The sequence below is a fragment of the Arthrobacter sp. HLT1-20 genome (assembly GCF_054510895.1).
This window is the reverse complement of record NZ_JBTNDR010000003.1, coordinates 129,618-144,491: the sequence shown is the minus strand read 5'-3', so window position 1 is coordinate 144,491 and position 14,874 is coordinate 129,618. Positions and strand designations below refer to the sequence as shown.

Sequence of the window (14,874 nt, the reverse complement as noted above, 5' to 3'; positions counted from 1 at the left end):
TGCCTGGGCATCACACCATCTTCATGACGCCTTCCGGACAGCCTCCCCCGCCTCCCACGCGGGGCGGGGAACCGAATCGATCAAAAGTTGCGTATAGGGGTGCTGGGGGTCAGCGAGCAGCTCAAGGGTTCTGCCGTGTTCCACGATTTCCCCCTGCTTCATGACCACCGTTTCCTCGCACACCCGCCGCACCACGGCAAGATCATGGCTGATGAAGAGCACCGTCAGCCCCCGCTCCCGGCGGATCTCAGCCACCACGTCCAGCACCTGCGCCTGCACGGACACATCCAGTGCACTCGTGGCCTCGTCCATGACCAGCAGATCCGGTTCAATGGCCAACGCCCGGGCAATGGCCACGCGCTGCCGCTGACCGCCAGAGAGTTTGCGTGGCCTGGCGCCCGCGTGCTTGTCCGTCAAGCCCACCTGGTCCAGCAGTTCAAGAACCCGGGCCCGCGATTCACCCGTTGTCAGGCGGGTGTGCAGCCGCAGGGCGTCTTCAATGGCCCTCCCTGCCGTAATCCGTGGATCCAGGGACAGGTAGGGGTCCTGGAAAACCATCTGTGCTGAGCGCGCATGGGCAAGGCGCTGCCGGCGCTGGCGTGGCGGTGCTGAGCGCTCCTTCCCGGCGATCAGGATTGCCCCGCCATCGGCATGCTCCAGACCCACGACGAGTCGGGCCAGGGTCGACTTTCCGGACCCGGATTCCCCCACCACCCCCAACGCACCGCCGCGGGGAATTTCCAGTGAGACGGCCGCGACGGCCCGCACCGGTATTTTCCCACGGACGGCATACGTCTTAGAGAGTGAGCGGACTGCCAGCGCGCTGCCTGCCCCGGGAACCACACCCACTGCTGGCGCTGGCATCCCAGGTGCAGCGGCGCCTCCATCCCCCACAAGAATTGATGGTGTCGCGGCAACCAGCTTCTTCGTGTAGTCGGCCTGCGGAGCACTGAACACGCCGCGGGCACTGCCCTGCTCCACCACACGGCCCCCGCTCATCACATAAACCCTGTCGCAGAGCGAGGCTGCGAGATTCAGATCGTGGGTGATAAACAGCATGCCCATGCCCCTGCTCCGGCGCTGCTCCGTGAGTACGGAAATGATCTCCGCCTGGGTGGTGACGTCGAGGGCCGTGGTGGGCTCGTCACAGATCAGGAGCCTCGGTGAACTGCTGAGCGCCCCTGCGATCATGACCCGCTGCAGCATGCCACCGGAAAATTCGTGCGGGTACTGCAACAGGTGTTGCTCGGGACGAGGCAGGCGCACAGCCTTGAGCATGTCAATGGCACGCTCCCTGGCCTGTTCCGCCGGCAATCGTTCGCACAGTCGAAGCGTCTCGCTCAGGTGGTCGCCGATGGTGCGCATGGGGTTGATCCCGGCGCGCGGGTCTTGAAACACCATGGACGCACTGTGGCGGCGCAGCTCCAGCAGTTCGCGCGGGGACGCCGTCAGCACATCCTGCCCACCCAGCAGCACCTTGCCACTTGTCGTTGCGGACTCCGGCAACAGGCCCAGCACGGATCGTGCCGTGAGGGACTTGCCGGATCCGGATTCGCCAACCACGCCGACTGTCTCGCCTTCGGCAACCGACAGGCAGATGCCGTCAAGGAGCCGCACCCCATGGGGCAGCTCGAGCGTCAGCTGGTCAATGTCGAGAAGGTTCATGCGGGGATCTCGCCTCCAATGCGGTCAGAGAGTTCTTCACCAATAATGTTCACGGCAACAACAACAATCACCACGGCGACGGCGGGGAGCAGCGCCGGCAGGAAGTAGCCGCCGATCAGGCCCGCCTGGGCCTCATTGATCATGGCACCCCAATCCGCAGTCGGAGCCTGGACACCGAGTCCCAGGAATGACAACCCGGCGAGTTCCGCCAGGACGTAGCCAAAGTTGAGGGTGGACTGCGCTCCAACAATGGGTGCCACATTGGGCAGCACCCGCCGCAGGGCAATCCACCTTCCGCTGAAGCCCTGCACCCGGTAGGCGGCAACATAGGGACGGTGCCGTTCGGAGGCCACGAGTGAGCGGGTAAGGCGGGCAACATACGGCGCGTAGGCAATGCTCATGGCGATCACCGGGGCGACCAGGCCCTTGCCAAATAGGGCGACAGCCATGATGGCGATCAGCAGGGATGGGAAGGCGAAGACGACGTCGAACAGCCGGGCCAGCACTGCGTCCACCCAACCGCCGCACCAGCCGGCCAGCACACCCAAAAGGATGCCAAGAATCGTCGAAGTGACAACAACCAGTAGCGGGCCCAGCAGCGCTGTTCGTGCGCCAAAGATCATCCGGCTCAGGAGGTCCCGGCCGAGCGCATCGGTGCCAAGCCAGTGCGCAAGGTTTGGTCCCTGCTGAACGGCAAGAAAGTCCACCAAGTCCGGATCATAGGGGGCGATCAGCGGGGCCAGCAGGGCAGCGACAGTCATCAACAGCACCACTGCCGCTGCCGCCAGGAAACGGATGTCGGGGCGGCGCACCCTCGGTGCCTGCACCACCTTTTCGGTGATTGTCTGGGTAGTCATCGTGCACCAGCTCCTGCTGCGGATCGGGGATTGATCCAGGGTTCGAGGATGTCAATGAGGGCATTTACGGCGACGAACGTTGTCACAACCAGGAGCACCACGGCCTGGACCACAGGGAAATCAAGACGGTCCACGGACTGCACCAGCAGCGAGCCGATACCCGAAATGCCGAATGCGGCCTCCACGATCGAACTCGCCACGAGCAATCCGGCAACGAGCGGACCACTGACCGTCAGAATTGGCCCAAGGGCGTTGCGGAAAACATGCCGGCGAACCACCGCGCCGCGGCTCAGGCCACGGCTCGTGGCAACCTCGACGTGTTCCCGATCGAGCTGCTCAACCATGGAGGACCGTGTCACCTTGCCAACGAGCACCACAAATACGATGGCGAGAGCCACGGACGGCAACACCAAGTGGTACGCCGTATCAAGGAACCCCTCGCCCGAACCGAACGCCGGGAACCAGCCAAGCTGCACGGCGAAAACGGCAATCAGCACGATCGCGCCCACAAAGGAAGGAATCGCACCGAGAACTGTCAACCCCGTAAGGATTGCCTTGTCCAGGAATCTGTTGCGGTTCAGCGAAGCGGCAATGCCCGCGATGAGCCCAACGGCTGCAATCATGAGCCCGGCCATGACCACCAGGCCAACGGTGACGGGAAGCCGGTCCCCTATAACGGTGGAAACGTCCTGCCGAAATTGCAGGGACCGGCCAAAGTCTCCGTGCAGCACGCCCGTGATCCAGTTGAAGTACTGCTGCCAGGGGGGAAGATTCAGCCCGAACTCCGCCGTGACATCGGCTACTGCTTCCGGGCTTGGTTTGCGTCCCCGTAACAGGAAACTGACGGGATCTCCCGGCACCAGGAACCGGGAAAAGAAGACCAACAAGGAGGCCAGGAACAAGGTCAGTAGGAGGCCGCCCAGTTTGCCGGCGATCCGGCGGAAAACGATCGCCGTGCCACCGCCTGACAATGCTGTCCGGCTGAGATTAGCGAGAGCCAATGGTGGCCGCCCAAGGGTAGTAGAGGAAGGCGATGGACGGCGCCACCCCGGTGATGCGCTTGCCCTGGAACACTGTCATGGGCCCGGTGGAGAGCGGCAGCCAGGGCAGCTGCTCATTGGCTATGCGTTGCGCCTCGGCGGTCTTCTCGGAGCGGACTGCCGGATCGTCGATCATGATGGCCTCATTGACAATCTTGTCGAAGGCCGGATCTGACCAGCCACCGTAGTTGCTGAACTCTCCGGTTCGCAGGACGGCGTACATTTCCAGGGCATCGGGGCTTGAGAGGTACCAGGAGGTGTAGAACAGGTCTGCCCCCTCGCGTGCGCTGGGATCTGAGAACAATGCGGTGTAGGCGTTGGGGGTGACGGTCTTGATGGTCGCCTTCAACCCGATGGACTCGGCGGCCGCTGCTGTTGCCTGCGAAATGACGCTGAAGTCGTTGCCAAGGGGAGCCGTCACCACAACGATCTCCTCCCCGGTGGCGCCGGCCTCCGCAACGAGCTGCTTTGCCGCGTCAAGATCGCGGGGGTACTCCTGGAGACCGTCAAACGCTTGGGTCAGCGCGGCCTTGCTCGCTCCCACCCATACCGACTCCGTGGTGTGCGCATTCGTCACTTGTCCATAGCCGGCGCTGGCAGCCTGGATGATTCCCTGCCGGTCAAGGGCCATCATCATGGCCTTGCGGACCCGCAGATCGCCCAAGGGGCCCTTGAGGTTGTTGACAATAAGATTGCCCACGGCCGTGTTCATGCCGAAGCTGACCTTCCCGGCACCGGAGGAATCCAACTGCTTGATGGCCTCGGCCGGAACCATCCACCCGCCGTCGACCTGGCCCGACTTCAAGGCGTTGACCCGGGCATTGGCGTCGTTCATGAACAGGAACTTCACTTCGCCGGCTTTTGCCCGCAGGTCTGCGTCCCAGTAGTTTTCGTTGCGCTTGAGCGTGATGCTCTCGCCCGACTTCCAATCCTCAAGACTGAACGGGCCCGTGCAGTTGACCTTGCCTGTGGAGTTTCCGTAATTTGCACCGGAAGCCGCCAGCGTGGCTGCGGATTCGACCACACCTGCCGAGCCACCCATGGACAGGTTGAACTGCGAGTCGGCCTGCTTCGTCGTGACGGTGACCTCGCGATCACCGGTCTTGTTGACGGACGTGACGTTTTGGTACACCGAGAACCAAGAGGAGCCCACCGAGGGATCCAGGTGCCTGCTCATCGATGCCACTACGTCGTCGGCCGTCATGGCAGTGCCGTCGTGAAAGGTGACGCCAGATCGGATCGTGTAGACCCAGGTGGTTGGCGTAGGGTGTTCGAATTTTTCGGCAAGGCTAGGAGTCAGTGTGTAGTCGGGATTCAGCCGCAGCAATGACTCACACACGTTGGCCAGGACCTGGTTGTCCGCGTAGTCAAAGGCGTAGGCATAGTCCAGCGAAAACGGTTCGGCGTAGCTCACCCACGAATACGAATCAATGTCACCCTTGGGTTTGTCCGTCTGGCTGGTGAGCTCCCACGTCGCCTTGGTGGCCGTTGGCCCCGGTTGTGCCCCTGAACATCCGGAGATGGCCAAGGTGGCCGACATGAGGACCGCGGCAGCAGCCGCTGAAGGTGCAAAACTTCGGGTGTGCGTGGACCTGGTCATTTTTCCTCTTCCGGGCTGATGGGGCGGGAGTACACAAGGTTTCCCTCGATCCATGTGGAGACCACTGTGGAACGGTGGATCTCTTCACGGGGCACGGTAAACGGGTCGGGTGCCAGAACCACCAGGTTGGCCAGGTAGCCCTCACGCACAGCCCCGGTGTCATGGTCGCGATGGTTGGCGTAAGCGGTGCCGGAAGTGTAGGCGGCCATGGCCGTGGCCAAATCCATGCGTTGGTGCTCACCACCCAGCGGCGGCGCATTGTTCCCCGGGGAGACCCGGTTCACGGCAATGTCCACAGCCTCGATGGGATTGGCACTGGAGACGGGCCAGTCGCTGCCGGCCGCCAGCCGCGCCCCGTGCCTGACCAAGTCACCGAACGGATACTGGCGGGCTTCGGCACCCTCTTGCAGGAACGGCAGCGTGAGCTGGTCCAACTGGTCTTCATGGCAGGCCCACAAAGCTTGCAGGTTCGCGATGGCTCCGAGTGGGGCAAAGCGGGCGGTGTCCACCTCGTCCACGATCTGCAGGTGCGCCAGTTGGTGGCGGCCGTCCGACTCGCCGTTCGCGGCCCGCGCCGCCTCGATCGCGTTCAGGGCGTCCCGCACAGCCTTGTCACCCAGCGCATGGAAATGAACCTGCATTCCCTCCGCGTCCAGGGCCACCACATAGTCCTGCAGCTTGGCTTCGTCGATGAAGGAGATGCCATGGTTGCCAGTGTCATGTCCGTGCTTGTCTCTATAGGGCGTCAACATGGACGCCGTCGCGTTCTCCGCGACGCCGTCAACCATGATCTTCGCTGTCCCGAGGGAATAGCGGAACGGGTTTCCAGCGGCTGCGACAGCATCGCGGCGGCGCGTCATCCGCTCAACCTGCTCCATTCCACCGGACCGCTCCCACCACTGGGCACCCACCACATGCACCAGCAGCTCACCTTCGGCGAGGGCCCGCTCATAGGCACCGGCAGCGTCAACGATCCCGCTGGAGCCTTCACCGATCATGGCGTCCTGCCACCCCGTGATGCCCAACGCGATCAAATCCTGTTGTGCACGCAGCAACCCACGGTAGACGAGCTCGGGGTCCGTGGCCGGTCGGATACTGGCGAACAGTTCGCCGGCCCCCTCATGGAAGGTACCCGCCGGTGTCCCGTCTGCCTCTCGCTCAATGCGGCCGTCTGTGGGATCGGCAGTGCTGGCGTCGACGCCGGCCAGGAGGATGGCGGCCGTGTTCGCCCAGGTGCTGTGGTGATCACGGCTCAGGAGCAGGACCGGCCGGTCCGGGACAATCTCATCCAGCAGAGTTCGCAGCGGCGAACCGCCCGGATAGTGGTCCATGGACCAGCCCCCGCCGAGAATCCATGGTTCCCCGGGATTGTCCTGGGCGTACGCCTTGATCGTGGCCAGGGCTTCGGTGGCGTTCGCGGCCTCGGTGAGATTGCACATCAAGAGCTCCACCCCGCCACTGACGGGGTGGATGTGCCCATCTTGGAAGCCCGGGCTGAGCAAGGCACCGCTGAGCTGAACCACGCGGGTCTGCTCGCCGATCCAGGCGCCGGCTTGATCCTCCGGAAGGATCCCCGCGATGCGCTCTCCAACCACCGCAACGGCGTGATCTCGGAGGGGTGTGCCGGCGCCGGTAAATACGGCACCGCCGGTAAACAATACGTCTGCAAAAACCAACTGTCATCCTCACTTCATCGTTGAACGGGGCGAATAGGCCAAGGCTAATCACTGCGCAACATGATTGTCAACGGTGTTGTCTAAGTAGTTTTGGATTCGATTTGAGGCCCGTTTGCGTGGAGAATACAACCATGAAGCCAGCAACCTCCACCCGCAGCGCCGCGGCGCAACCAACGTCCGGACGTGGCCGCCTTGACCGCGACACCATTATCGCCGCAGGGCTCAAGCTCGCAGCCATCCCCGGCTCCCCGTCCATCTCGGTGCGTGAACTTGGCGCGTTGCTGGATGCGGATCCGACGGCGATCTACCGGCACTTCCGCAACAAGGAGGACCTCATGCGGGAGCTCCTTGATGAACTCATCGGGCAGAGCGTGGCGAACGTGACCGCTGACCCTGCTAACTGGCGGGAGCGGCTGACCCAGCTGGCAACATCCACCCTTGACCTCTTCGCCAGATACCCCGCAATCGGCGTCGAGGCGATTGTGCTGACCACGCACGGGCCGGGCGAACTGGATGCGGTGGAATTCATGCTCGACGCCTTCGCGCGGGCTGGCCTCGCGGGGGATGACCTGGTGCGCCACTACGCCCTGCTAGCTGCACATATACTCTCCAGCGCCGCCGGCATTGCACGCGAGCGTAGTTTGCGCGGCACCGAGGCGGACAAGTCCAGCCCCTGGTTCGAGGGTCCGATCCTCGCTGACCCCCGCAAGTATCCGCGCATCGCGGCAGTGGGCGCGCAGCTTATGCAACTGGAGGACGAGGACCTGTACCTGTTGGGCGTGACGTCCGTCATCCAGTCCGCCGAGCGGACGGCCGCCCTTGCTCCGAACGGCTGATCGACGCGTCACTTGCGGCAATCTGTCGCATATCACAAATCGCCGATATTGCAACGTAATTCAAAGCAATCGCTTTCCTGACAATGGATTCTGAAGTCTAGCCAAATCTTTTCCACCGATTCCCTTGTAACGGCTACGAATGACGGGCAGACTGGACAGCAAGCCGCACCACTGCCGGTGCGGCCGTCCGTTTGCAAGGAGAGCAGCATGCCCGAGTTGTTGTCAGCCGCCACAACCCACCCATCGATTCGCCGGGCCGGCCATGAGAACCTGTGGCTGCACTTTTCGCCGCAGCCACAACATGCCGCCGAGCTGCCCATGATTGTCCGCGGCGAGGGCGCCTACATCTTTGATGACGCGGGGAAGCGCTACCTGGACGGCCTGGCCGGGCTGTTCACCGTCCAGGTGGGCCACGGCCGCAGGGAATTGGCAGAGGCTGCGGCACTCCAGGCGGAGCAGCTCTCCTACTTCCCCCTGTGGTCCTACGCCAACGAGCCCGCAGCGGAACTGGCCGGACGCCTGGCCGCCCTGGCCCCGGGAGAACTGAACAGGGTCTTTTTCACCAACAGCGGCAGCGAAGCCGTGGAATCCGCATGGAAATTGGCCAAGCAGTACTTCAAGATCAAGGGCAAGCCGGGCAAGCACAAGGCCATCTCCCGCACCACCGCCTACCACGGCACCACACACGGGGCCCTTTCCATCACTGGCATCCCCGAACTGAAACAGGACTTTGAACCCCTGGTGCCGTCCACCTTCCGGGTGCCCAACACCAACATCTACCGGGCCGAACACCACGGCGAGGATCCCGTTGCCTTTGGGCTCTGGGCCGCCAACCAGATAGAACGCGTCATCCTTCAGGAGGGCCCGGACACCGTGGCCGCCGTGTTCCTGGAGCCCGTCCAGAACGCCGGCGGCTGCTTCCCGCCGCCACCGGGATACTTCCAGCGGGTGCGGGAGATCTGCGATCACTACGACGTCCTGCTGGTCAGCGACGAGGTGATCTGCGCCTTTGGCCGGCTGGGCACATACTTTGGCGCCGAACGGTACGGCTACGTTCCGGACATGATCACCTGCGCCAAGGGGCTCACCAGCGGCTACTCCCCCATGGGCGCCCTCATCGCCTCGGAGAAGCTCTACGAGCCGTTCGCAGACGGGCGCAACGTCTTTGGCCACGGATACACGTTCGGCGGGCACCCGGTCTCGGCCGCCGTCGCCCTTGCCAACCTTGACATCTTCGAGCGCGAGAACCTCAACGGCCACGTCCGCGCCAACGAGGACGCCTTCCGGGCCACCCTGGAAAAGCTCAAGGACCTGCCCATCGTGGGTGATGTGCGCGGCGCCGGCTACTTCTACGGCCTGGAACTGGTCAAGGACAAGGCCACCAAGGAGACCTTCAGCGAGGAGGAATGCCAGCGGGTCCTGAAGGACTTCCTGTCCAAGGAACTGTTCAACAATGGCTTGTACTGCAGGGCCGATGACCGCGGGGACCCCGTCATCCAGCTGTCCCCGCCCCTGATCATTGGCCAGCCCCAGTTCGATGAGATTGAATCCATCCTCCGCACCACACTCACCCAGGCACAGGAGTTGCTCTAATCCATGGGATCAACAGTATTTGAACGCAACATCCCCGCCCCTGCCGTGATCGAGGCGGCCCTGGCGGGGGCCAAGCATGTCCCCTTCTGGCTTGACGACGTCGGCCCCGCACCCCTGGGTGCGCCCCTCACGGGGCAACTCGAGGCAGATTTGGTGGTGGTGGGGGCCGGGTACTGTGGCCTGTGGACGGCGCTGCTCGCCAAGCAGGAAGACCCCACCCGTCGCGTGGTGGTCCTGGAATCCCACACGGTGGGCTGGGCGGCGTCGGGCCGCAACGGCGGTTTCGTGGAGGCGAGCCTGACCCACGGACACGAGAACGGTGAGAGCCGCTTCCCGGAGGAGATCGACCAACTCAACGCCCTGGGCCTGGCCAACCTGAACGAAATTGAACAGGCAGTCAAGGACCTGGGCCTGGACTGCGAGTTTGAGCGCACCGGCTCCATTGGCGTTGCGGTGGAGGCCTACCAGGTTCCAGAGCTCAAGGCAGCGGCGGACGGCGGGGACACGGTCTTCCTTGACCAGGACCAGGTGCGGGCGGAGTTGAACTCTCCCACGTACCTGGCCGGGCTGTGGTCCAAACAGGAGACTGCCCTGGTTCACCCGGCCAAGCTGGCCCGGGAACTGGCCCGGGTGTGCCGCGAGCTGGGCGTGGAGATCTTTGAGCACTCCGGCGCCACCTCCCTCGTTCCCGGCAAGGGCGGCGGTGACGTGGTGGTCCACACCGACAGGGGGCGCGTCACCGCGGCCAAGGTTGCCCTGGCCACCAACGTGTTCCCCTCACTGCTCAAGCGCAACCGCCTGTTCACCGTGCCGGTCTACGACTACGTGCTCATGACCGAGCCGTTGACGCCCGAACAACTGGAGTCCATTGGGTGGAGCAACCGCCAGGGTTTCTCCGACGTGGCCAACCAGTTCCACTACTACCGCCTCAGCACCGACAACCGCATCCTGTGGGGCGGCTACGACGCGCTGTACCATTTTGGCCGCGAGGTGCGGAACGAATATGAGGACAGCCCGGAGACGTTCCGCAAGCTGGCCAGCCACTTTTTCACCACCTTTCCGCAGCTGGAGGGCATCAAGTTCTCGCACCGCTGGGCTGGCGCCATCGACACCTCCACCCGGTTCTGCGCCTTCTTCGGCACCGCACACGGCGGACGGGTGGGCTATGCAACAGGCTTCACGGGCCTGGGCGTTGCGGCAACGCACTTTGCCGCCAAGGTCATGCTGGACCAGCTGGCAGGCAGGGACACCGAACGGACCCGACTCAAAATGGTCCGCTCCAAACCGCTGCCGTTCCCGCCTGAACCCTTTGCCTCCGTGGGCATCCAGGCCACCCGCTGGTCCCTGGACCGTGCCGACCACAACGGCGGCAAACGGAACCTGCTCCTGAAAACCCTCGACGCCGTTGGCCTCGGCTTCGACTCCTGACCACCACGCAAGGAAGAACAGGTTCATACCGTGACTCAAAATTCAGTCCTCAGCCCCACAGTTGCCGACGGAGACGCAAGCCGCGGCGCCGGATCGGTGCAGATCCGCGGCGTGGTCAAACGCTACGGCGCATCCCCCGCCGTGGCAGGAATCGACCTGGACGTGCATTCCGGGGAGTTCCTGTCCCTGCTGGGCCCTTCCGGCTGCGGCAAGACCACGCTGCTGCGCATGATTGGCGGCTTCGAGGAACCCGACCAGGGCGACATCCTGCTGGCGGGCAGCTCCGTGGTGGGGGTCCCGCCCAACAAGCGCCCCATCAACACCGTGTTTCAGGCCTACGCCTTGTTCCCGCACATGACCGTGGCCGAGAACGTGGCCTATGGGCTGCGGCAAAAACGCACCCCCAAGGCGGAGGTTGCCGCCCGGGTGTCCGAGGCGCTGGGCCTGGTGCAGATGTCAAAATTCGCCAACCGGAACCCCAAACTGCTCTCCGGCGGCCAGCAGCAGCGCGTGGCGCTGGCCCGGGCCATCGTCAACCGGCCCAAGGTGCTGTTGCTGGATGAGCCCATGTCCGCCCTGGACAGGAAACTCCGTGAGGAGATGCAGCTCGAACTCAAGGCGCTCCAGCGCCAGCTGGGCATCACCTTCATCTTTGTCACGCACGACCAGGCCGAGGCCATGTCCATGAGCGACAGGATTGTGGTGATGCTGGACGGGCAGATCCAACAGGTGGGCACGGCGGAGGAAATCTACACCAACCCCGCAACATCCTTTGTGGCCGGGTTCATCGGCAAGCAGAACTTCATTGCCGGCACGCTGGGCACCGATGGGAGCGTGGAAACGGCCGACGGCGTGCTGCTCGCCCAGGCGCCCAGAATCGGCGCTGCGGGTTCCCCGGTTTTGGCTGCCGTGCGGGCCGAGTCCATCACGGTTCACAGCGAAGAACCTCCGGGCGGGGTCAACGTGGTGGGTGGAACGGTTGGTGTGGTTTCCTTCCTGGGCGATGTTATCCAGTACCAGATGACCACCGGATCCGGCCATGAACTGCTGGCCCGCACGGCACCCAGCAACGGGGTGCTGCCCACGGCGGGCACGCCGGTGTGGTTCAGTTGGCAGCCCCAACATGTGCAGGTCTTCCCCAATCCCCATCCCAGTGCGGGAGAGTGAGATGCGCCCAGAGGAACCAATCAAGGTGCTGGCTCCCGCCGCAGCCATCCCGAAGATCAGCCGGCGTGCGCTGCTGGGCGGCTTCGCCGTCGTAGGTGCTTCCCTGGCCTTGGGCGGGTGCGGCAATGACAAAAGCTTCGCCGCATCCGCCGTGCCCAACGGCAATCTGGGACGGCAGCTGAACGTGTATTCGTGGGGTGACTACGAGGACCCGGACAACATCAGCGCTTTTCAGGATTCAACGGGCGTGCGGGTGCAACTGGACAGTTTTGGCTCCAATGAGGAGCTGATCGCCAAACTGGCGGCCACCCGGGGCACCAGCGGCTATGACGTGGTGGTGCCCACGGGCCTGTACATTCCCCAAATGGTGGCCAACGGCCTGCTGCAAGCCCTTGACCACAGTCTGCTGCCCAACATGGCCAACCTTGATGCCACGTACACCAACCAGGTGTGGGACCCGGGCAACAAACACTCCATTCCCAAGGCGTGGGGAACCACGGGGTATGTGTATGACACCACCGTGATCAAGGACGAGCTGACATCGTGGCAGGACTTCATGACGGCTGCGGAGGGTCCTGCGAGCGGGAAGACCGCCGTGCTGGAGGATTCGTGGGAGGTGGTTGCCATCTACCTTGGCGCCAAGGACATGGACATGAATTCGACCGACCCGGTCGCCCTGGATGCCGCAGAAAAATACCTGGTGAACACACTGGCACCAAACATCAGGGCCTTCAATTCAAGCGTGGTTACTTCAGGCATCCCGCAAGGCACCTTTGCCCTCATGCAGGCTTTCAACGGTGACGCCCGGCAGGGATTGCTGGCGGCGGAGGACCCGGAGCGGTGGAAGTTTGTGTTCCCCACCCCCACGGCAAATCTGTGGATGGACAATTGGTCGCTGGCCACCGGGGCACAGCACCCGGACGCCGCCTACGCCTTCATCAACCACATGATGAACCCCGAGGTGGCGCTACGCGAGGTTGAATACATTGGCTACCACACCGGCATCAAGGACTTGAAGGAGGCCGCCTTGGCCAACGAGATGGAGTTGCCAGATCTGGTCTTTCCGCCACAGGACGTCCTGGACAGGCTGCAGGCGGCAGTGCTCAACGATGGGCAGGAACGCCGGGTCCAGATCCTGAACCGCATGCAAGCAAAGGCAGGGGCATGAGAAAACTTTCTTCTCGAAACGTGGGGGCGGCGGCGCTCTCCTTTCCCAGCTGGGCGTACCTGGTGTTCTTCTTCATCATCCCCGTGGGTTTAGTTCTCTGGTACAGCTTTGGCTACAAACCTGACTTGTTCACTGCCCACTCCAACGCGACCCTGTCTTTTGACAGGTACTTTGAGGCGCTGGACCCAACGTTCCTGTCCACGTTCATCAACACCCTGCAAATTGCCGGCCTGGGCACGTTGATCTGCCTGTTGATAGGCATCCCGTTTGCCTATTGGATGGCGGTGAAGGTGCCGGTCAAGTGGCGCGGACTGCTGGTGGCCCTGGTGCTGGTGCCGTTTTGGACCAACTTTCTGGTGCGCACCCTGGGCTGGCAGATCATGCTGGCTCCCGAGGGCTTTGTCTCCGATGCCCTGCAGAATCTTGGCGTGATTGGCGGGCCCATTGAAATTCTGTACACCCGCGCCGCCGTGCAGTTGGGCGTGGTCTACAACTACCTGCCCTTGATGATTCTGCCGTTGTTTGTGTCAATGGATCGGGCCGGGGCCAGCTTGCGCGAGGCCAGCCGCGATCTGGGGGCCAACCGGTGGCGGACCATGTTCTCCGTAACGCTTCCCCTGGCAGCGCCGGGCATCATCTCCGGCAGCCTGCTGGTGTTCATCCCGTTGATGGGCGACTACATCACCGCCTCCGTCCTGGGCGGCGCACAGGGCAACATGGTGGGCCAACTCGTGGCCAACCAGTTCAACTCAGCCCAAAACTGGGCCCTGGGTTCGGCCATGGCGGTGCTGCTGATGGTCTTCATCCTGCTCACCGTGGCCATCGTCGGTGCCATCTACCTGATCATCCGTGCCATCCTGCGCTTCAACCGCAGGGTGGTCATTGAGGAGCCCGCATCATGAGCACCACAGTCTTGAACGATCCCGCCGAGAAGCGGTCGGCCACGACGGCAGGAGGTCCCGCCCCCATCCACAGGAAGCGGCGCGATCCCCTGGCCATCGCCATGGGCATCTTTGGTGTGCTGGTGTTTTGCTTCCTGTTCCTGCCCATCCTGGTCATCTTCATTTACTCCTTCAACACCGGCCGCCTGTTGGCCGCCTGGGAGGGCTTTGGCTTTGACGCCTACATCAATGCCGCAGGCAACCAGGTGATCCGCGGCTCCGTCATGACCTCCCTGCAGGCGGCCCTGGGCACGGCGCTGCTCTCCACCATCCTGGGCACCCTGGGCGGGCTGGCCTTGGCCAGGGCCAAGAAAAAAGCCAAGTGGGCCATCATGCTGACCGGACTGCTGGCCCTGACCCTTGTCACCCCGGAGATTGTGGACGCCATCTCCATCCTGCCGTGGTTTGTCAGCCTGGGCACCGACTTTGGCATCACCCCCATCAACAACGGCATGGTCAGGCTGGTGGTGGCCCACACCGTCATGTCGATCGCCGTGGTGACATTCATTGTGCGGGCACGCATGCAGGGCACCGACTTGGCGTTGGAGGAAGCGGCAGCGGATTTGTACGCCACCCCCTGGAACAAGTTTTGGCAGATCACCCTGCCCATCGCCGCCCCCGGCATCCTGGCCGGCGCACTGATGTCGTTCACGCTGAGCCTGGACAACACCATTGTGTCCAGCTTTGTGCAGGTCCCCGGCAACACACCCTGGCCGGTGTACATCTTCAGTTCCCTGCGAGTCTCCCTGCGTCCGGAAATTGCTGCGGTCTCCACCATCATGCTGCTGCTGACGCTGGTGGCGCTGGCGGTGGTGGCACTGGTGCTGCGGCGCATGGGAGAGAGCTCCACGGACATCGCCAAGACCATCGCCGGGTCCTAACCTGGGGCCGAGTCAGACCGAG

The 14,874-nt window shown here is 63.4% G+C and carries 12 protein-coding genes; 7 read left to right on the top strand and 5 right to left on the bottom strand.

What is annotated here, in order from left to right; genetic code table 11:
- Nucleotides 1–21: 21 nt before the first annotated feature.
- From ACX80Q_RS03195 to ACX80Q_RS03175, 5 genes are read right to left on the bottom strand one after another with little or no spacing between them, the layout of a single operon-like run.
- Complete coding sequence (locus ACX80Q_RS03195; RefSeq protein ID WP_459329066.1) at nt 22–1,665, bottom strand: dipeptide ABC transporter ATP-binding protein; 1,644 nt, start codon at nt 1,663–1,665, stop codon at nt 22–24.
- Nucleotides 1,662–2,522 carry an ABC transporter permease gene (locus ACX80Q_RS03190; protein ID WP_459329065.1) on the bottom strand — a complete coding sequence of 287 codons (861 nt, stop codon included), beginning with the start codon at nt 2,520–2,522 and terminating at the stop codon, nt 1,662–1,664. Before ACX80Q_RS03190 ends, ACX80Q_RS03195 begins: the two co-directional genes overlap by 4 nt.
- A complete protein-coding gene (locus ACX80Q_RS03185) occupies nt 2,519–3,523 on the bottom strand; it encodes an ABC transporter permease (RefSeq protein ID WP_459329064.1) in 1,005 nt (334 codons plus the stop codon). The genes ACX80Q_RS03190 and ACX80Q_RS03185 overlap by 4 nt, the downstream gene beginning before the upstream one ends.
- Entirely contained in the window at nt 3,510–5,162 is a 1,653-nt protein-coding gene (locus ACX80Q_RS03180; RefSeq protein ID WP_459329063.1) for an ABC transporter substrate-binding protein, read from the bottom strand. Before ACX80Q_RS03180 ends, ACX80Q_RS03185 begins: the two co-directional genes overlap by 14 nt.
- On the bottom strand, nt 5,159–6,838 hold the full coding sequence (locus ACX80Q_RS03175; RefSeq protein WP_459329062.1) for an amidohydrolase: 1,680 nt from the start codon (nt 6,836–6,838) through the stop codon (nt 5,159–5,161). Before ACX80Q_RS03175 ends, ACX80Q_RS03180 begins: the two co-directional genes overlap by 4 nt.
- A 131-nt stretch (nt 6,839–6,969) precedes the next feature.
- On the opposite strand from ACX80Q_RS03175, the gene ACX80Q_RS03170 reads away from it, so the two are divergent.
- The 7 genes from ACX80Q_RS03170 to ACX80Q_RS03140 all read left to right on the top strand — a co-directional run bounded on the left by ACX80Q_RS03170 (nt 6,970) and on the right by ACX80Q_RS03140 (nt 14,852).
- Entirely contained in the window at nt 6,970–7,674 is a 705-nt protein-coding gene (locus tag ACX80Q_RS03170) for a TetR/AcrR family transcriptional regulator (RefSeq protein ID WP_459329061.1), read from the top strand.
- A gap of 207 nt (nt 7,675–7,881) precedes the next feature.
- Nucleotides 7,882–9,267, top strand: coding sequence for an aspartate aminotransferase family protein (locus ACX80Q_RS03165; protein WP_459329060.1), 1,386 nt, complete (start codon nt 7,882–7,884; stop codon nt 9,265–9,267).
- Nucleotides 9,268–9,270: 3 nt separating this feature from the next.
- Nucleotides 9,271–10,695 carry an NAD(P)/FAD-dependent oxidoreductase gene (locus ACX80Q_RS03160; protein ID WP_459329059.1) on the top strand — a complete coding sequence of 475 codons (1,425 nt, stop codon included), beginning with the start codon at nt 9,271–9,273 and terminating at the stop codon, nt 10,693–10,695.
- Between the two features lie 30 nt (nt 10,696–10,725).
- Entirely contained in the window at nt 10,726–11,862 is a 1,137-nt protein-coding gene (locus tag ACX80Q_RS03155; protein WP_459329058.1) for an ABC transporter ATP-binding protein, read from the top strand.
- Nucleotide 11,863: 1 nt separating this feature from the next.
- Nucleotides 11,864–13,030, top strand: coding sequence for a polyamine ABC transporter substrate-binding protein (locus ACX80Q_RS03150; protein ID WP_459329057.1), 1,167 nt, complete (start codon nt 11,864–11,866; stop codon nt 13,028–13,030).
- Entirely contained in the window at nt 13,027–13,932 is a 906-nt protein-coding gene (locus tag ACX80Q_RS03145) for an ABC transporter permease (protein WP_459329056.1), read from the top strand. The genes ACX80Q_RS03150 and ACX80Q_RS03145 overlap by 4 nt, the downstream gene beginning before the upstream one ends.
- Nucleotides 13,929–14,852, top strand: a complete 924-nt coding sequence (locus ACX80Q_RS03140) for an ABC transporter permease (RefSeq protein ID WP_459329055.1) — start codon at nt 13,929–13,931, stop codon at nt 14,850–14,852. The genes ACX80Q_RS03145 and ACX80Q_RS03140 overlap by 4 nt, the downstream gene beginning before the upstream one ends.
- Nucleotides 14,853–14,874: the final 22 nt, after the last annotated feature.